Annotated in this window: 18 protein-coding genes; 8 read left to right on the plus strand and 10 right to left on the minus strand. The window is 30.7% G+C overall.

Annotated elements, in window-relative coordinates; all coding sequences use genetic code 11:
- Positions 1 to 12 precede the first annotated feature (12 nt).
- The 7 genes from QMG60_RS22010 to QMG60_RS22040 form a co-directional block, all read right to left on the minus strand.
- Positions 13 to 753: a WecB/TagA/CpsF family glycosyltransferase gene (locus QMG60_RS22010; protein WP_281866430.1), complete on the minus strand. Its 741-nt coding sequence runs from the start codon at positions 751 to 753 to the stop codon at positions 13 to 15.
- Positions 746 to 1,921 carry a glycosyltransferase family 4 protein gene (locus QMG60_RS22015; RefSeq protein ID WP_281866431.1) on the minus strand — a complete coding sequence of 392 codons (1,176 nt, stop codon included), beginning with the start codon at positions 1,919 to 1,921 and terminating at the stop codon, positions 746 to 748. Before QMG60_RS22015 ends, QMG60_RS22010 begins: the two co-directional genes overlap by 8 nt.
- Before the next feature lie 2 nt (positions 1,922 to 1,923).
- Complete coding sequence (locus tag QMG60_RS22020; RefSeq protein WP_281866432.1) at positions 1,924 to 2,817, minus strand: sugar transferase; 894 nt, start codon at positions 2,815 to 2,817, stop codon at positions 1,924 to 1,926.
- A 130-nt stretch (positions 2,818 to 2,947) separates the two neighbouring features.
- Positions 2,948 to 3,844 carry a glycosyltransferase family 2 protein gene (locus QMG60_RS22025; protein ID WP_281866433.1) on the minus strand — a complete coding sequence of 299 codons (897 nt, stop codon included), beginning with the start codon at positions 3,842 to 3,844 and terminating at the stop codon, positions 2,948 to 2,950.
- Positions 3,845 to 3,850: 6 nt separating this feature from the next.
- Positions 3,851 to 5,212, minus strand: a complete 1,362-nt coding sequence (locus QMG60_RS22030) for an O-antigen ligase family protein (protein ID WP_281866434.1) — start codon at positions 5,210 to 5,212, stop codon at positions 3,851 to 3,853.
- 9 nt (positions 5,213 to 5,221) lie between these two features.
- The gene (locus tag QMG60_RS22035; RefSeq protein ID WP_281866435.1) at positions 5,222 to 6,586 is read right to left on the minus strand and encodes an oligosaccharide flippase family protein; all 1,365 of its coding nucleotides are present in this window, start codon (positions 6,584 to 6,586) and stop codon (positions 5,222 to 5,224) included.
- A gap of 69 nt (positions 6,587 to 6,655) precedes the next feature.
- Positions 6,656 to 7,081, minus strand: a complete 426-nt coding sequence (locus QMG60_RS22040) for an adenylyltransferase/cytidyltransferase family protein (RefSeq protein WP_281866436.1) — start codon at positions 7,079 to 7,081, stop codon at positions 6,656 to 6,658.
- Positions 7,082 to 7,405: 324 nt separating this feature from the next.
- Here QMG60_RS22040 and QMG60_RS22045 point away from each other — a divergent pair, with 324 nt between their 5' ends.
- Positions 7,406 to 8,377: a T9SS C-terminal target domain-containing protein gene (locus QMG60_RS22045; RefSeq protein WP_281866437.1), complete on the plus strand. Its 972-nt coding sequence runs from the start codon at positions 7,406 to 7,408 to the stop codon at positions 8,375 to 8,377.
- On the opposite strand, the gene QMG60_RS22050 is transcribed toward QMG60_RS22045, so the two are convergent.
- Both QMG60_RS22050 and QMG60_RS22055 read right to left on the minus strand, forming a co-directional pair.
- A complete protein-coding gene (locus QMG60_RS22050) occupies positions 8,361 to 9,050 on the minus strand; it encodes a DUF4386 domain-containing protein (protein WP_057116898.1) in 690 nt (229 codons plus the stop codon). The two genes, QMG60_RS22045 and QMG60_RS22050, sit on opposite strands and share 17 nt — an antisense overlap.
- Before the next feature lie 17 nt (positions 9,051 to 9,067).
- Complete coding sequence (locus QMG60_RS22055) at positions 9,068 to 9,499, minus strand: DUF6326 family protein (protein WP_281866438.1); 432 nt, start codon at positions 9,497 to 9,499, stop codon at positions 9,068 to 9,070.
- Between the two features lie 215 nt (positions 9,500 to 9,714).
- Here QMG60_RS22055 and QMG60_RS22060 point away from each other — a divergent pair, with 215 nt between their 5' ends.
- The 3 genes from QMG60_RS22060 to QMG60_RS22070 all read left to right on the plus strand — a co-directional run bounded on the left by QMG60_RS22060 (position 9,715) and on the right by QMG60_RS22070 (position 12,932).
- A complete protein-coding gene (locus QMG60_RS22060) occupies positions 9,715 to 11,577 on the plus strand; it encodes an ABC-F family ATP-binding cassette domain-containing protein (protein WP_057116900.1) in 1,863 nt (620 codons plus the stop codon).
- 82 nt (positions 11,578 to 11,659) lie between these two features.
- Entirely contained in the window at positions 11,660 to 12,124 is a 465-nt protein-coding gene (locus QMG60_RS22065) for an FKBP-type peptidyl-prolyl cis-trans isomerase (RefSeq protein WP_057116901.1), read from the plus strand.
- A 28-nt stretch (positions 12,125 to 12,152) separates the two neighbouring features.
- Positions 12,153 to 12,932, plus strand: a complete 780-nt coding sequence (locus QMG60_RS22070) for a class I SAM-dependent methyltransferase (protein WP_281866439.1) — start codon at positions 12,153 to 12,155, stop codon at positions 12,930 to 12,932.
- A 59-nt stretch (positions 12,933 to 12,991) separates the two neighbouring features.
- On the opposite strand, the gene QMG60_RS22075 is transcribed toward QMG60_RS22070, so the two are convergent.
- Positions 12,992 to 13,651, minus strand: coding sequence for a DUF6565 domain-containing protein (locus QMG60_RS22075; RefSeq protein WP_057116903.1), 660 nt, complete (start codon positions 13,649 to 13,651; stop codon positions 12,992 to 12,994).
- 277 nt (positions 13,652 to 13,928) lie between these two features.
- Here QMG60_RS22075 and QMG60_RS22080 point away from each other — a divergent pair, with 277 nt between their 5' ends.
- From QMG60_RS22080 to secA, 4 genes are all read left to right on the plus strand, one after another.
- Positions 13,929 to 14,615 (plus strand): ABC transporter ATP-binding protein, encoded by a 687-nt coding sequence (locus QMG60_RS22080; RefSeq protein ID WP_057116904.1) that lies wholly within the window; start codon positions 13,929 to 13,931, stop codon positions 14,613 to 14,615.
- A gap of 100 nt (positions 14,616 to 14,715) precedes the next feature.
- Positions 14,716 to 15,285 (plus strand): cob(I)yrinic acid a,c-diamide adenosyltransferase, encoded by a 570-nt coding sequence (locus QMG60_RS22085; protein WP_057116905.1) that lies wholly within the window; start codon positions 14,716 to 14,718, stop codon positions 15,283 to 15,285.
- A gap of 258 nt (positions 15,286 to 15,543) precedes the next feature.
- Positions 15,544 to 15,765, plus strand: a complete 222-nt coding sequence (locus QMG60_RS22090) for a DUF2795 domain-containing protein (protein WP_007138072.1) — start codon at positions 15,544 to 15,546, stop codon at positions 15,763 to 15,765.
- 88 nt (positions 15,766 to 15,853) lie between these two features.
- Positions 15,854 to 19,198 carry a preprotein translocase subunit SecA gene (gene secA / locus QMG60_RS22095; protein ID WP_057116906.1) on the plus strand — a complete coding sequence of 1,115 codons (3,345 nt, stop codon included), beginning with the start codon at positions 15,854 to 15,856 and terminating at the stop codon, positions 19,196 to 19,198.
- Positions 19,199 to 19,350 lie beyond the last annotated feature (152 nt).

Genomic DNA, 19,350 nt, shown 5'->3' on the forward strand with positions numbered 1-19,350 from the left:
GATAAAAAATTTTTAATTAAAAACAGTTTTTATCTTTTTTACGAAAATCAGCCAAATAAATATTGGTCCATAATATAAATATCTTTTCCACATTCTTCGTGGTTCTCTAATTAGCCTAATGAACCATTCCAGTCCCAAATTCACCCATAGTTTGTTAGGTCTTTCTACAGTTCCAGCGTAGAAATCGAATACCGCTCCAATAGAACAAATAACTTTGGAATCTAAAAATTCTTTATTGCCATAAGACCATTTTTCTTGTTTTGGTGCTGTCATCCCAATAAACAAAACATCTGGCTTGAAATCATTTACCGCATTTATCATTTGTTGATTATCATCATCAGAAAATTCACTTTTAAAAGGAGGCGAAAAAGTTACTACACTAACATTGGGAAATTCTATTGAAAGGCGTTGAACAATTTTATCTAATGTATTTTGTGAAGAACCTAAATAAAAACATTTTCCTTTTTTTTTGTTTAAATCATCTAATAGATAATGATGAAGATCTGCTCCGGCAATTTTAGAAATTTTTTTATTATTCAGTAATTTTACAGCGGCTACAATTCCAATACCATCTGGCAGTAAAATATCAGATCCCTGTAGCGCTTTTTTAAATGTTAAGTCTACTTCAGCAATGCAATACGAATATTGATTAATGGTATTAATTAATGTTTTTCTGCTAGTGAAACAAGTAGACAAATCATCCTTGAATATTTTATAATTGAGACAGGGCTCAAATGATAAATTATTAATCATTTCTATCACTTCTTTTATTAATAATTGGCATGTATATAGTATTGAAATATGATAATTGCGAGCTTACTGAATATTTTTCTTTATAAGTTTGATAAGCATTATCTTGAATGTGCTTTTTAACTTCTGGCATTAAATTGTCAAATAACTTTACTGCTTCTTTTAGTTTTTGAGGGCTCCTTTCTTCAAAATGAAAACCGTTGAAATTATTAGAAATTATAGAAGACATAGCTCCTAAATTTGATGCTATAACTGGCGTACTGCATGAAAAAGCTTCTATTATCGTCATTGGCATTCCTTCATACCATATAGAAGGAAAAATAAAAGCCTGCGCTTTTTGCAACTCTAATTTTACTTCTTCATTTTTTAAGCTTCCCAAATAGCAAATATTTTTATTGTCTACAGCTGCATCTATAACAAGCTGTTTTAACGGACCATCTCCAGCTATCTTCAATTCAAATGAAGTATCTCTAAAAGCATCAATTAATACTTCTATCCCTTTTTCTACAGACAATCTTCCGACAAATAAAAAATGATTATCTCTTTTAGTTTCCAAGTTATTTTTATGGTCTATTACAAAATTTGGCTTAACCGTAAATTTTTCGACAGGTATGCCAAAATTGGATTTTTGAAAAAGTTCAACTGCAAATGAAGTCAGGCATAAATATTTTTCAATTTTTGACCATGTACCTATTTTTTTATGAAACCAAATAATAACAGAAAGCCAAAACGTCTGAAAAAAAGAGGACCGATAAACCTTCTTAAAGACTGCTTTATATGGAAATTCTTGATGTAAACTATGAGTAAATAATTGTCCATTATTGAGTAAAATACCAGACGGGCATAATAATCTATAATTATGAATTGTGTGAACAATTGGAACATCCAAATTTTTTATTTCCCTAAATACCAGTGGTCCTAAAGCAAAATGCCAATTATGGATATGCACCAAATCCGGCTTAAATTCTATTATTTTTTCTCTAACCTTCTTAACAGAATAAATATTCCATATTGAAGCTAAAAATTGTATTGCCCCTTTCCATCCAGAATAATTTTGAAAATAAACAACCTCAACAGTATGGTATTGTTTTAATAATTTCAATTCTTGCTCTACAACAGTATCTTCGCCACCAGACATTTGATAGCGTGTATGAATTATAAGAATTTTCAATTTTACTGAAATAAATTAATCGCCTTATATTTTATTCTTAAAAGAATAGAAAATGGTTTAGTGAACTGTTTTATTATTTTTGGATCTAAACGAATATGTGGCGAAAAAAGAAAACTTGTTTTTACTCCATTATCTAAAATTGTCTTGAATCTATTATATTTTTCTGTCGTATTACTTGCATCAATTGTAAAACCAACATTTTCAATTTTTGAGTTAATTGCATGTACGGAGAATAATCCGTATTTGAATTGATGATAACACCAGCGAATAGCCCAAGAGTTTATCTTTCCCTGCATCTGGCGATCTAGCATACCTGACATGTCTGAGCCCATTTTATTAAAACTATGTTTTAACTTTCTGTTACTCTTAAACTCATTATAATCACTAACAGCCCAATCTATTCTCATCCAACGATCTTTCCATATTGCCCAGCCATGCGAACTGGATCTTTGAGTAAAATAATTATCAAATTTTGTATTACTTTTAATAGGCATACTAAATCCTGCAATTGAAAACACCTTTGGTTCTTCCCGATAAAAATCAAGAGCTTCATTCATAAAATTTAGAAAATTTCTACTGCTGACAAGATCATCCTCTAACACAATGACAGTGTTATGAATCTTCAAAATTTGGGTTACACCATCTATAATTGAACTTGCTAATCCTTTATTTCTTGCTGCTTCAAAAATTGTAATAGTTTTAAAATCATCAATAGAATGTATATATTCCCTAACAGCATTTACAGCCTCGCTATCAGAATCTGATTTTGCTGCATCAGAAAAAATATAGAGATCTGATTGACTTGCGAGATAGTTTTCTTTTAACGATTGTATAGTTTTTTGTAAAGGACCAAGTCGTCGGTATGTGAAAAGTACAATTGGAGAAAAAGTATTCATTTATTAATATTTCTGCTCAAATTTTTTTACACGAAAATGTATTCTATATGAGACAATACTTGTAGAACTAAGATTGTTGGAATTCATAACCTACATTTTTTTTAAACTTTTTATTGCTTTGATTAAACTATTATGAGTAATCTGTAATTTGGCAACGAAATAAATATCCAATCTTCCCTAATTGGTTGCCAATTTTTGCTAACGTTTTTATGTAAAATTTGTTTGGAATAAAAATGGTTCTAATAATTAGTATAAAGCTTATAAACAATCCACCCAAAACACTATATATCAATTTTATTGAACCAATAAAAAAATTGTTATTTTTCAAAATATGACTTGCATAATTATATCCCGAACGATATCCTCTTTTAAAAAACCAAGATACTTTTAGCCTTTTACTATCTTGAGTTTCATAAATAACAGCTTCATTTGAAAATATAATTTTTGCTTGTTTTGATAATAAAAAATTAAAAAAATCAGAATCCTCTCCGCCTGTATGATTAAATTTTTCGAGAAAAGAGGGAATTCTTAGATCAAATAATTTTCTATTAACCAAAGTATTTCCTGTATATCCTTCATTTATTTTAGCTTCTTGACCTGTAACTATATTCTTGCGAATAAAAAAAGAACTCTTTTTAATATAAGAAGGAAAATATTCAGGAATTTCATAGATCACTTTACCTAAAACAACATCTGCAGAATATTTTTTCTGACAATTGATCATATTTGTGAGCCAATTTCGATCAGCATATTCGTCATCATCAATAAAAAGAACAAATTCTCCTGTCGCTTTTGATACCGCCATATTTCTTGCAAAGGACAATCCTTTTAATGGTTGAAAATAGTATTGAACTCTCGCTTCATATTTTTCGACAATTTCCTGAGCCGTTTTTCTTGAATCATTATCTACAACAATTATTTCATATTCATAATCGGTATTTTGTATTAAAACAGATTCAATACATTTCTGCAATAATAAAGGTCTATTATACGTGCATATCGCAACTGTAATATATTTATAAAGCATTCAGTTTTAACTTTGAGAAATATTGATTGCGTTTAATCTAGCTTTCCTAAATTCTAATAAATATTTAGGATTAAGAATGTAAATTGTATTTAAAATAAATATGATGTTTAAAAAATTCTTAGGCTGAAGATAGCTAGACTCTACTAAGTTGTTAAAAAGAAATAAAACAAAGAAGAAATTCAAAAAAATGACTTGGGCAGAATTAGATTTTAACTTTGATAATTTCTTCAAAATTGTAAATAAAATATAAACAAATAGAGAGATACCAACTAACCCATATTGTGTATATAAATCTATCATTCCATTATGTGACTGTCCTATTTCTGCAAAAAGAGCATTGTCAATCTTGGAGGATGGAGCACCAGTTTTCCCCCAAAATCCCCCTATCCCATAACCACATAATGTCTTGTCATCAAATTGAACTTTATCTAAAACGTCTCTCCAAATTTGTGTTCTTCCAGTTAAAGTTAAATCCCGATTAAAATTTGAAGAAGTTACATTAACATCTGAAAATGATAAGAACGATAGATCTTTAGAATTTGTAAAAAAGAAAAAAGAAAAAAGTGCTATTGAAATCAGTAATAAAACATGTAACATTTTGTTTTTTAAAACATAAAAGAAGTACATCAATACTATTAATATAATTAATAAAAAGTTTGTGAAGCTTTGACTGATTATCACAAAAGCTATTGCAGTTGATAAGAAAAAGAAAAAAGAATAATTATTAAATTTTTTATTTTTTCTAGAAATATATAATCTCTCCGAAAATAAAGTTGCAATTGCCAAAGAAGAAAACTGTCCTAATGTATTAGGCTGATTAAAAACACTTTGGTATCGACCTATTAATGTTGTTGAAAAACCATTTCCAAAAAAAATAACAAGATATACAAGCATTACTATCATTAGTATTTTTAATACTTTTAATAGTATCGAAGAAAATTCAATATTATATTTATCAAATAAAATGATTAGACTGCAAATTTTAATGCTATAACCAATAGTAAGAAAAATTAAATTAAGAGATTGTTCAAACAAGTTTTCTAAAACTAAAAAGCTTGACAAAAAAATTAGAACTAAAAAAAATCCGATTTTTTTTACCTCTAAAATAAGTTTAAGACTTTTAGTTTTATTATTAAGAAGAACGAATACGTCCAATAAAATAAATAAAAAATTTACCGAGAATGTAAACCATCCTAGCCCAATTTCAGCTACATCATCATATCTAAAACCTAAAAATTTTAAAATGATATCAGGTCCTGTGATAATATTAATAAGCTGTAAATGAATCAGGAGTAAAACGCTTAAATTTGGTTTTGTTGAATTTTTTTGTCTTAAAAAAAAATCTCTTTTAGGATATACTGATTGCACAATGTTTTTTTATTTGCTCCATATATTTTTATCTTTCTGAGCTAAAATCTTATTAGTTTGAATCCAAAGAATAATATTCATTCCTATAAACATTATTAAATTGGATATAACCACACCATTTACGCCAATTTTTGCTGCCAAAAAACAGCACAAAGGAATATTTAAAAAGCAGACAATTATATAAAGATACACTTGTAACCTAATCTTACCTACACCATTTAAAAAGTAACTATTTAAATTCAAACAGATATAAGCGATTACATATAAACTTAGCAAAAAAGAAAGGCTAAAAGGTATTTTGACTGAATCACCAATCCAAAATTTATATATAAATTTTGACACCATCAATATAATAGGAACCACGATAATTGAAATATAAAACCAAATTTGCCTAATTTTTCTAATGCTATTTCTTATCCATATGTAATCCTTTTTTGTATTTGCATCCGTAAAAGCACTCCAATAAGGAATCAAAATCGTTGAAAAAAGCATAATTACTGTTGAAAACAATTTAAGAGCCACATTGAATTGTGTAACAGATTCTGGATCTATAAATTTTGAAATAATGATATTATCTGTCTGAAGTAATACGATAGATCCTATTTGAATAATAAAAAAGTAACCTCCTACCTTGAATATTTTTTTTGAGTAACTAAAATCGACATGAGAAAATGCAGGAGCTATATTTCTAAGTTTAGTTTTGTAAAAATATAAACTTGCTAATGTAAATATGATGATTGGGTTTATCGTTAGGGCTAAAACCAAAACTATAAGATTACCCTGAATTGTTTTTGTCATTATATATATGGTTATTAAGCCACATATTTGACCAATTAACAAAATTAAGCCAGCTACAGCAGGCTTATGAGCAGCCGTTAATATTGTATTAATTAATTGAACTACAAATTGTAAACAAAATGAACAGAAGACTATTAGAACTGCAAATGAAATATCCTCTTTGACAGATTTAGGTATATTTAAAAATGTTTGCCAATCTATATAACGGTTCGAAAAAGAAAAAAAAAGAAATAAGCAAGAAGAAATAATTAATAAGGTGGCATAGGTTGTACTAATATAGATCTTGGCTAAATGATAATTCTTTACAGCTAAAGCTTCTGTTAATTTATTTCGAAGACCATTCCCCATTCCAATGTCAAAAAAACTCATCCAGCCAATCAACGAGCTAATTGTCAACCAGATACCATATTGCATAGGACTAATATAATTTATAGTCATAGGAACCAATAGTAAACCAGTAACTATACTAGCACCTTTAATTAAAAAAGAAATTGCTATATTCTTTTTTGCTAAAATGGTCCTACTATGACCCTCTAAAAAAAAAGAAAAAACTTTTTGTTTAATTTTTTTTATCACTATAATTTAAATGAAGGCGGCTTTTAAATCTTCTAAAAAAACCTTGTTTTTATTACAAAAAAAAATATTTTATCGCTCTTTTTTCAATTCCCGATCAGCAACTTCTTTTCTTAGTCCACTACTTGAAAAACGATGATCTCGTTTATTAAAGTGAAGTTTAATTCCTTTTTCCTCACAGTAATTTCTTCCAGTAAAGTTTTTATTTTGATATTCCTCACCAATAATTCGAACATCTATTTTATGCGATCTCAGGATATCTTCTAAATCCTGTTCTGTAGCATAAGGAATAATTTCATCTACAAATTTGCATCCCTTAAGTTGAATGTACCTTTCAACAACTGTTTGTGTCGGACTATTTTTTTCAGGGCGATCTAATGCCGGATCTATTTGTAATCCCACAATTAAATAATCACATTGTCTTTTTGCTTCTTCCAGCATTTTAATATGACCAGCATGTAGTAAATCAAAAGCGCTAAATGTTATTCCTATCTTCATATTTAAAAAATTAGTTATTTATAAGCATAGCTTCGCTTCTCCCACTCACAAAAGTCAGATTCAGATTAAAATTCTATTAAAAAATACTCTTAATAAATCATCTCATTTATCCACGAGTCCTTTTAATTTTTTTGCAAAAGTAGTTTAGTAAAACAGCATCAAAAAACAAAAATGAAAGAAATGTCTTATTTTAATATAAAAAAAACGTATTGTTCCTCTTACAAAAAAGTAGAATAAAAAAATATAGATTTGCATTTAAAATAGTTTAAAGCTACTTTTTGAACATTAAAAGCTATTTTTGCAATGCCTAAAACGCGACTTTAAATGAAAAAAGTTATAGTATTCTTTTTCTTAATTGTTACTTCGACCTACAGTCAAATCTCGCTCTGTACAGATTCTCGAGCAGAAAATTACAATTCGAATGCTATACAAAATGATGGCAGTTGTAGTTATAAGAATTTAAAACTTAAACCAGAATATTCGAAAATTTTAAGCGATTCTATAAGAGAAACTTCAGGATTAATTGCTTTCGAAAATTTACTTTGGACGCATAACGACGATCACGATAAAACGATTTACGGATTGGATTCTTTAGGAAGAATCAAAAGAAAAATCATTCTTAATGAAGCAACAAATCACGATTGGGAAGAAATTGCCAAAGATAGTTCACACATTTATATAGGTGATTTTGGCAATAATTATTCTGGAAACCGATCTGACCTTAAAATCCTTAAAATTGAAAAAAAATCGTTTTTGGAAGAAAATCCTAAGATTGAAACAATTTCATTTTCTTATGCTGATCAAACGGATTTTTCTGCTTCAAAACCCAATAAAACCGATTTTGACTGTGAAGCTTTTATTGTTTCTAAAGACAGTATTTATTTGTTTACTAAAGAATGGAAATCTTCTAAAACCAATATTTACGTTCTTCCCAATCAAACTGGATCGCAGGTTGCAAAACTTAAAGCAACATTCGATACAAAAGGTTTAGTAACTGGCGCAACTTATCTCTCAAATAAAAACTTGATTGTTTTATGCGGGTATACTAAAGTTGGAAAACCATTTTTATACCTGCTTTACGATTTTAAAAATCAGGATTTTTTGTCTGGAAATAAAAGAAGAATAGATTTAAAACTCCCTTTTCATCAAATTGAAGGAATTACAACTAAAGATGGTCTTCATTATTTTTTAACGAATGAAGCTCTGGTTCGCAAACCTGTGATAAATGTGAAGCAGCAAATTCATTATTTAGATTTGAGTCCAATTTTAAATCAATACATCAATCGGCAACAATAACTTTGTTTTTCGCCCCCATTATTAAGAGCCAAAAACAAGTTCCGATTTCTCCAATGCTTGCCGGAAGTCTTACGTAAGATGATATTCCGAGTTCAGAATAATTAGATAATAATGTGTTGCCCAAGAAATTTATTAAATATCCCAAACAGCCAAGCATTAATAAAATTCCTAAAAATTTTGGAATTACTCCTGATTTAAAAACTAAGTATCCAAAAGGAAACAACCAAAGTCCCCAAAAAATCTGAACAATTAAATTTCCGTAATCATATTGATTGAGGTAAAACATTACGAGATCTTTTTTTTGTTCTCCCGAATTAATAATAGACAAAACCGCAAATTTGTTCAACATATTTACAAAGGAAATTGGCACACTTACAACAGCTAAAACAACCATATATCTGGCATATGTTTTATTAAAAGACCTGAGTAATTTATATAAAACCAAAGGCAAAAACAAAAAGAAGGTATAGCAGATTAAACTGCTGACGATTCCAAGTCTAAAAAGAAATTCAGAATTCACAATATTATTAAAAGTTTCAGATGCATTGTTCCAAACAATTAATTTTGAGGGAACATATCCTAAACTAAAAATTCCGGTTATTACAACAACTAAGTATAACAAACCTGCAATTCTTCCTGTATTAGTAAACGATATTTTTGATTCTTGAGTCATCTTTTATCTTTTTAAAATTAAATATATCTTGGCCATTTAAATGCAAACCAGACAATTATAGCTGTAAGTATACTTTCTATAAATGCCAGAAAAACATAAAAACTCCACCAAGAAGCCATTGTGGTAAAAGCAATTAATAACATTATTAATGTGTAAATAATTCCAAAAAGAATATTCAGTAACCTATTTATTTTTGGTTTTAAAATAACAGAGGCAAAAATCATTAAAGCTGGAATTGTCATTAAAATTGTGGCAAGAAATAATCTTACTGGAGAATCAAGAAGCGTTTCACCATTTATAAAATCTTTTACTTTATTTGGAACATACAATGAAAAATAATCTCCATATATGTAGCAAAACATTACCGAAGTCCACAATGCAGCAAGTTTGATTTTAGTGTTTATTTTAAAATCTTCAAAACTGCCCGATTTTATCTCTTTCTCACTCATATTTAAGAAATTAAGTTTTTAAATATGTCGGAGATAATCTTAAAACGTTACAATCTATTTTTAAAACTGTTTTTAGTGAAGGACTTGTTATAGGTTTACAAAATCAAAGATATAGAGCTTTTAAGTCTGTTTTTTTTCTCTGATGCAAAAGCCTATCTTTGCGCAATATTTAGAATTTTAATTAATAAAAACTGAAATATCAGTTAAAGATATTCATGAATTACTTATCTGTAGAAAACATATCAAAGTCATTTGGCGAAAGAGTCCTTTTTGACAACATTTCTTTTGGAATCAACAAAGACCAAAAAATTGCTTTTATTGCCAAAAATGGTTCTGGTAAAACCACCATTATGAGCATTATTAATGGTTTGGACGAACCAGATACAGGACAAGTTGTACTGAGAAAAGGAATCAGAATGGCATTTCTATCGCAAGACAATAATTTGCAAGATGAATTAACGATTGAAGAAAGCATTTTTGCTTCAGATAATGAAACTCTAAAGATAATTGAGGCTTACGAAAAAGCGCTTGAAAACCCAAATGATGAAGAGGCTTATCAAAAGGCTTTTGACGGAATGGATCAGCATAATGCTTGGGATTTTGAAACGCAGTACAAGCAGATTTTATTCAAATTAAAACTAGAAGATTTTAAACTTAAAGTAAAAAATCTTTCAGGAGGGCAAAAAAAACGTCTTTCATTGGCTATTATATTAATCAATCGACCAGATTTATTGATTTTAGATGAGCCAACCAACCATTTAGATCTTGAAATGATCGAATGGCTGGAAAGTTATTTTGCTAAAGAAAATATTACGTTGTTTATGGTTACGCACGACCGTTTCTTTTTAGAGCGTGTATGTAACGAAATCATTGAGCTTGATAACGGAAAATTATACCAATACAAAGGAAATTACTCTTATTATTTAGAGAAAAAAGAAGAAAGAATAACTTCTGAAAACTCTAGCATTGACAAAGCTAAAAACTTATTTGTAAAAGAATTAGAATGGATGCGCCGCCAGCCAAAAGCGAGAACAACCAAATCTAAATCTCGTCAGGATGACTTTTATGTAATTAAGGAAAAAGCACAAAGCCGAAGAAAAGAAAACAAAGTTGAGCTTGAAATTAATATGGAAAGAATGGGAAGCAAGATTATCGAGCTTCATAAACTTTCTAAAAAATTCAAAGACAAAGTTATTCTAGACAATTTTAGTTTCGATTTTCAGCGTGGCGAAAGAATCGGAATTATTGGTAAAAACGGAACTGGAAAATCTACTTTTCTAAATTTGTTGACAGGAACAATTCCGCCCGATAATGGCCGTGTTGTAAAAGGAGATACTATTAAAATTGGTTACTACACACAATCTGGAATAAACCCAAAACCAGGACAGCGCGTTATTGATATCATTAAAGAATACGGAGAATATATTCCGCTGGCAAAAGGAAAAATTATTTCTGCTTCGCAATTGTTAGAGCGTTTTCTTTTTGATGCCAAAAAACAATACGATTATGTGGAAAAACTGAGCGGTGGAGAATTAAAACGCTTGTATTTATGTACCGTTTTAATTCAGAATCCGAACTTTTTAATTCTCGATGAGCCAACAAACGATTTGGATATTGTAACGCTGAATGTTCTTGAAAGTTTCCTTTTAGATTATCCTGGATGTTTATTGGTAGTTTCTCACGACCGTTACTTTATGGATAAAATTGTCGATCATTTATTTGTATTTAGAGGACAAGGTGAAATTGAGAATTTTCCAGGAAACTACTCTGATTTTAGAGCTTATGAAGACAGTGCCGACGTTGCTCAAAAAGAAGAAAACAAAGCCGAAAAGAAAGATTGGAAACAAAACAATCCTACAGGAAATTTAAGCTTTAACGAGCAAAAAGAATATCAAAAAATCGAAAGAGAAATCAAAGATTTAGAAATCGAAAAAACTAAAATTGAACAGTTATTCTCTGACGGAAAAGTTGCCGATGCTGATATTGAAAAGAAAGCAAATGAATTGCAAAATATCATAAAGAAAATAGACGCAAAAGAAGAACGCTGGTTTGAGCTTTCGGCAAAGATTGAAGGGTAATTTTTAGTTTTCAGGTTTCAGGTTTTAAACTGAGACTGAAATCTAATTTTTATATATTTACGACTTTAAAAATAAATACCACATGAAAAAATTATTAACTGCATTATTTACTTTAACCCTTTTTGTTTCCTGCTCTAGTTCTGATGATTTGATAAAGCCTAAAGATTTTACGGCTGAAAATGAAAAAGAAATCACAGATTATTTAGCAAAAAATAACTTAACTGCAAAGAGAACAAGTTCAGGCTTGTATTATATTGTTAATGAAGAAGGAACAGGAAAACAACCAACAACAGCATCTACAGTTACAGTAGTTTATAAAGGTTATTACACAAGCGGAACTACTTTTGATCAAAGCCCAATTTCTGGATCAACTTTTCCTTTAAATCGTGTAATACTAGGCTGGCAGGAAGGAATTCCATTTTTTAAAGAAGGTGGTAGTGGTGTTTTACTAATACCGTCTCACCTAGGATATGGAAGTTATACTGACAGAGGAATTCCTGGAGGATCTGTACTTGTGTTTGATGTAAAGATTATTGCAGTAAACTAATGCCATTTTAAGAACTATTAGAAAAATAATGCTCTTTCAAATAAAATCTTATCTAAAATTTTTGTGGAATTCTAAAAACGAACATGCGGTTCACTCGCCTTTTGTTTTTAGTTTACTGACAAAATGTTTTTATGATAAGAAACAAAAGCCAGAATATTCAATTCTGAAAAAATATCGAAAATCACTTTTCAATAATAAAAGTTTCATTGAAGTAACTGATTTTGGAGCAGGCTCTAAAGTTTTTAAATCAAACAAAAGACAAATTTCGAAAATTGCTAAAACAGCGGGAATTTCACCTAAGCGTGCCGAATTATTGTTTCGAATATCCAATTATTTTCAACCTAAAAATATTCTGGAGATAGGAACATCACTTGGCTTAGCAACTTCTGCTTTAGCTTTAGGAAATCCCAAATCAAAAGTAATAACTATAGAAGGCTGTCCGAATACAGCAAATATTGCCAAAAATCAACTGAATGAATTCGATTGTACAAATGTTGAAAATATAATTTCTGAATTTGAATCTTTTTTAATTTCCGAAAATCTACAATCAACAACTTACAATCTGATCTATTTTGATGGTAATCATTCAAAAAAAGCGACTTTAAACTATTTTGAACTTTTATTGCCAACGATTGACAATGATTCTGTTTGGATTTTTGATGATATTCATTGGTCTCCAGAAATGGAGGAAACTTGGGAGATTATAAAAAATCATCCAAAAGTAAAAGTAACAATAGATACTTTTCAATGGGGACTTGTTTTCTTTAGACGAGAACAGGAAAAAGAACACTTTATAATAAGAGCATAAATAAAAAAAGGCAATCATCTCTGATTGCCTTTTTTTATACTAATTCAAAAAAACATTTTTTATTTTTTTGCTTCTTTATTCTCTTCAGATTTTGCTCCCATTCTGTTAACAGTGTACATTGGTGCAAATTTGATTTTTAAACCAGCAATTTTTCTGTTATCTTCAGACGAAAGTCCTTCTTTTTCAACAGTATTTTTTCTGCTGTCAAGTGCTTCATACAATAATTTAATTTCATCCCAGTCTTCTCTAGAATAACTATCTTTATTGTTTTCAACTGTATGTACAAATTGTTGGTAAACGCTGTGAATATTCTGAGCGTTAACCCAGCTAAAACTCATATCGTCTCCAATTTTTCCTTCACCAAATAAAGCATTTCTCAATTGTTGTTTAGGACTTGGAGCTGGCGGGGCCAAAAGGGTGGTCATTTCATTTTTAAAGTCCTCGTATTTTGCTTTACTTGTATTTATTTTTTCAGTTTGAGCAGCGTTGTCTTTAATATCTGCTAAAGCTAAACTAGCCTCTGCCGCTCTTCTGTCATATTCTGCTTCTACAGCATTCCAATTTTCTTTTAAATCTTCGGCTTTAACATTTTTAACCGAATCTACGTAGGTTACATAAGAGTCAATTGTTCGCTGTGCTTTTTCTTGTTTCTCATCTTTACATGACGTAAAACCTAACGCCATTAATGCAATTACTGCAGTTATTTTAATATTCTTCATAATGTTGATTATTTAATTAATTACATTTCAAAGATACCCAAAACAAAACCCCATAAATTACATTATTACCATATTTTTAATATTAAAAATATATTAAATCTGTAAAAAATAAAAAATAATGACAATTATATAAAGTAATATAAAAATTACGTAACAGTTTAAAATATAATATCACTATATAAGAAAATATCCATTTGTAACAAAAACCAATTATAAGCTACTTATCTCTTTAATTCAAAAGTGTTTTGTACTTTTAAATCCAAAATTGTAAAAAGAAATGGCTGAACCATTAATTAAGATAACGGACATCAAACGAAATTTTGTTTTAGGTAACGAAATTGTATATGTATTAAAAGGAATAGATCTAGAAATAAAAAAAGGAGAATATGTTGCTTTAATGGGGCCTTCTGGATCTGGAAAATCTACATTAATGAATTTATTAGGCTGCTTAGATACACCGACTTCTGGACATTATATATTAAATGGAAAAGATGTCAGCCAAATGAGAGATGATGAATTAGCCGAAATCAGAAATAAAGAAATTGGTTTTGTATTTCAGACATTTAATTTACTTCCAAGAACAACAGCTCTTGATAATGTTGCACTTCCTATGATTTATGCCGGCTACGGCAAATCTGATCGAATTGCACGAGCAACCGAAGTTCTAAAACAAGTGAATTTAGCAGATAGAATGGATCACCAGCCAAATCAGCTTTCTGGAGGACAACGCCAGCGTGTCGCTGTTGCCAGAGCTTTAGTCAATAAACCTTCGATTATTTTGGCCGATGAACCTACAGGAAACTTAGATAGTAAGACTTCTGTAGAAATCATGAAACTCTTTGGAGATATCCACGAACAGGGAAATACGGTAATTCTAGTAACTCACGAAGAAGATATTGCGGCTTATGCGCATCGTGTAATTCGTCTACGTGACGGACTAATTGAAAGTGATACAACTAAATAATTGTAGATTTCTGATTTCTGATTTTAGATTTTAGATTAGAAAAAAAAACTTAGTCCCGAAGCTTCGGGATAGCACCTCAGAACCTTAGCATCTCAAAAAAATGAAAGTATACACCAAAACCGGCGATAAAGGTACAACAGCTCTTTTTGGAGGAACTCGTGTACCAAAAGACCACATTCGAATTGACAGCTATGGAACTGTTGACGAATTGAACTCTTATATAGGACTTATTCGCGACCAAGAAATTGACTCAAATTATAAAACAGTTTTAATAGAAATTCAGGATCGTCTTTTTACTGTTGGTGCCATTTTGGCAACGCCGCAAGAAAAAGAAGTTTTGAAGAATGGCGAGCTTAGATTAAAAAATTTAGGAATAATTGATTCTGATATAGAATTATTAGAAAAAGAAATTGATAAAATGGACGAAAGTCTTCCGCCAATGACTCACTTTGTTTTACCAGGCGGTCATCCTACTGTGTCACATTGTCATATTGCACGCTGTATTTGCCGTAGAGCAGAACGTTTAGCTGTTCATTTAAGCCACAATGAGCATGTACCAGAAATAGCAATTCAGTACTTAAACCGACTTTCTGACTATCTTTTTGTCTTGGCACGGAAGTTGTCGTCTGACTTAAAAGCGGAGGAAGTGAAATGGATACCTAGGAAATAAATTTTCTAAAATTCCAATTTTTAAATTCCAAATCCAAAGAAAAAAAACAAAATTCTTTGAATTTACAAATGACAAAATTATCATCCAATATTACAATATGGTGATTAAAGAGTAGGCTTTCAAGCCCATTTTTTGGAATTTGAAATTTGTTTTTTGGAATTTAACAAGAGACGTTCTTAAATTTTATTAAAATAAATCAAAATTTACTTGTCTTTTTCAGTAAAAAATTTATTTTTGCACAAACTAAACAGATAACAGATGTATTGGACATTAGAATTAGCATCTTATTTAAGTGATGCGCCATGGCCTGCTAACAAAGATGAACTTATAGACTACGCTATTAGAGCTGGTGCTCCATTAGAGGTGGTAGAAAACCTTCAATCAATAGAAGACGAAGGCGAGATATATGAATCAATGGAAGAAATTTGGCCTGATTATCCAACAGACGAAGATTATCTTTGGAATGAGGATGAATATTAAAAAAATAAACCAAAGGAAAAAGTCTCATCACAGAGGCTTTTTTTTTGGTTCAAATACATATTTAAACAATAAAGAAATACAATAAATCATGAGTTTCATAAACAGTATTATTAAAGTCTTTGTAGGTGATAAATCACAGAAAGATGTCAAAGCTTTACAACCTTACTTAAACAAAATTAAAACATTCGAAACTACCTTAATGAGTCTATCTAATGACGAATTAAGAGGGAGAACCGTATATTTTAAAGATAGAATAAAAGAAGCTAGAGCAGAAAAAGATGCTAAAATTGCTGCACTTAAAGCGGAAGTAGAAAACATCGAAGACATCGACAAAAGAGAAGATATTTATGATGCAATAGATGCTCTTGAAAAAGAAGCCTATGAAATCTCTGAGAAAACTTTAATGGAAATTCTTCCGGAAGCTTTTTCTGTTGTTAAAGAAACTGCTCGTCGTTTTAAAGATAATTCACATATTGAAGTTACTGCAACTCCAAGAGACCGCGAATTTTCAGCAACAAAACCATACATTACTATAGATGGTGAAAAAGCAATTTGGGCTAACAAATGGAATGCAGCTGGAAAAGATATCACTTGGGACATGATTCACTATGACGTTCAGTTAATTGGTGGTATGGTATTGCACGAAGGTAAAGTTGCCGAAATGCAGACAGGTGAAGGTAAAACTTTGGTTGCTACACTTCCACTTTACTTAAATGCTTTAACTGGAAATGGAGTTCACTTAGTAACGGTGAATGACTACTTGGCAAAACGTGATAGTACTTGGAAAGCACCTTTATTCGAATTTCACGGTTTAACTGTTGACTGTATCGATAATCACCAGCCAAGTACAGAAGCTAGAAAAAAAGCTTACGACGCAGATATTACTTATGGAACCAACAACGAATTTGGTTTTGACTACTTAAGAGATAATATGGCGCACTCGCCTAGCGATTTAGTGCAGAGAAAACACAATTACGCAATTGTCGACGAGGTAGATTCTGTATTAATTGATGATGCTAGAACACCGCTTATTATTTCAGGACCAGTTCCGCAAGGAGATCGTCATGAATTTAACGAATTGAAACCAAAAATCGAGAACTTAGTTGCACAACAACGTCAGTTAGCAAATGGTTTCTTAGCAGAAGCTAAAAAATTAATCAGAGAAGGAAATACTAAAGAAGGTGGTTTCTTATTATTAAGAGCTTACAGAAGTTTACCAAAAAATAAAGCATTAATTAAATTTTTAAGTGAAGAAGGAATTAAACAATTACTTCAAAAAACTGAAAATCAATATATGCAGGACAACAATCGCGAAATGCACAAAGTTGACGAAGCTCTGTATTTTGTGATTGAAGAAAAAAACAATCAAGTTGAATTAACAGATAATGGTATTAAATACCTTTCTGGAGATACTGATGCAGATTTCTTCGTTTTACCAGACATCGGAACAGAAATTGCTGCTATTGAAAAACAAAAACTTGATAAAGATTCTGAAGCTGAAGCTAAAGAAAGATTATTCCAAGATTTTGGTGTAAAAAGCGAGCGTATTCATACCCTTACTCAGCTTTTAAAAGCATACGCTTTATTTGAAAAAGATGTAGAATACGTTATCATGGACAACAAAATTATGATTGTCGATGAGCAGACAGGTCGTATTATGGATGGACGTCGTTATTCTGACGGTTTACACCAAGCGATCGAAGCTAAAGAAAATGTGAAAATCGAAGCTGCTACACAAACTTTTGCTACCGTTACATTACAGAATTATTTCAGAATGTACAGCAAATTAGGTGGTATGACGGGTACAGCAGTTACAGAAGCTGGCGAGTTATGGCAGATTTATAAATTGGATGTTGTTGAAATTCCAACCAATCGTCCAATTGCTAGACATGACAAAGAAGATTATATCTACAAAACAACACGTGAGAAATTCAACGCTGTTATTGAAGACGTTACTGAATTATCAAACGCTGGAAGACCAGTTTTGATTGGAACAACTTCTGTAGAGATTTCAGAATTATTAAGCCGAATGCTGAAAATGAGAGGCGTTACTCATAACGTTTTGAATGCTAAAATGCACAAACAAGAGGCACAAATCGTTGAAGAAGCAGGTAAAGCCGGAGTTGTAACTATTGCAACAAACATGGCTGGTCGTGGTACCGATATTAAATTATCTCCAGAAGTAAAAGCTGCCGGAGGTTTAGCAATCGTTGGTACAGAACGTCATGATTCTCGTCGTGTAGACAGACAGTTACGTGGTCGTGCAGGACGTCAGGGAGATCCAGGAAGTTCTCAATTTTATGTTTCTCTTGAAGACAACCTAATGCGTTTATTTGGTTCTGAAAGAGTTGCTAAAGTAATGGACAGAATGGGACTTAAAGAAGGTGAAGTTATTCAGCACTCTATGATGACTAAATCTATCGAACGTGCTCAGAAAAAAGTAGAAGAAAACAACTTTGGTGTTCGTAAACGTTTATTGGAATATGATGACGTTATGAACTCACAGCGTGAAGTAGTTTACAAACGTCGTCGCCACGCTTTATTTGGAGAGCGTTTGAAACTGGATATCGCTAATATGCTTTATGACACTTGCGAATTAATCGTAAGCAATAATAAAGTGGCAAATGATTTCAAAGGATTTGATTTTGATTTAATTCGTTATTTCGGAATTACATCTCCAATTTCAGAAGCAGATTTCTTGAAATCATCTGATATTGAAATCACTGGAAAAGTTTACAAAGAAGCTTTGGCATTCTACACAGAAAAAACTGAAAGAAGCGCTAGAGAAGCTTTCCCAATCATTAAAGGTGTTTATGAAGAACCTAACAATCATTTCGAAAGAATTGTAGTTCCTTTTACAGACGGAATCAAAACTTTGAATGTAGTTACTGATTTGAAAAAAGCGTACGACAGTGAAGGTGCTCAATTAATTGCTGATTTCGAGAAAAACATCACACTTTCTATCGTTGATGAAGCTTGGAAAAAACACTTACGCAAAATGGACGAGTTGAAACAATCTGTTCAATTGGCTGTTCACGAGCAAAAAGATCCATTGCTTATTTATAAATTAGAAGCTTTTAACTTGTTTAGATCAATGTTAGACAACGTTAATAAAGAAGTTATCTCATTCTTATTCAAAGGTGATTTACCTGCTCAAAACGCTCCTGAAATTCATGAAGCAAGAGAAATTCGTCAAAAAGAAAATTTACAATTAACTAAAGACGAAATTCCAAACAGCGAAAATATTAATCGCGAAGCTGGAGAAACACAACAACGTCAAGTTACTGAAACTATCGTGAGAGATATGCCAAAAATCAATCGTAACGATACTGTAACAGTTCAAGAAGTTGCAACTGGTAAAACAGAAACAATGAAATTCAAAAAAGCAGAAAGTCTTTTAGCTGCTGGAACTTGGGTTATTGTAAATGAATAAATTCTAAGTATTCAGTCGCAGTTTACAGTCTCAGTACTGTTTACAGTTTACACTGATACTTCAAATTCCATAAAAAAAACCGACAGCAAAAACTGTCGGTTTTTTATTTTTTAAGCGTTTATATTTTAAATTAAACATCTCAAAACTGAAGA

The sequence above is a fragment of the Flavobacterium sp. GSB-24 genome (genome assembly GCF_027924665.1).
GTDB lineage: Bacteria > Bacteroidota > Bacteroidia > Flavobacteriales > Flavobacteriaceae > Flavobacterium.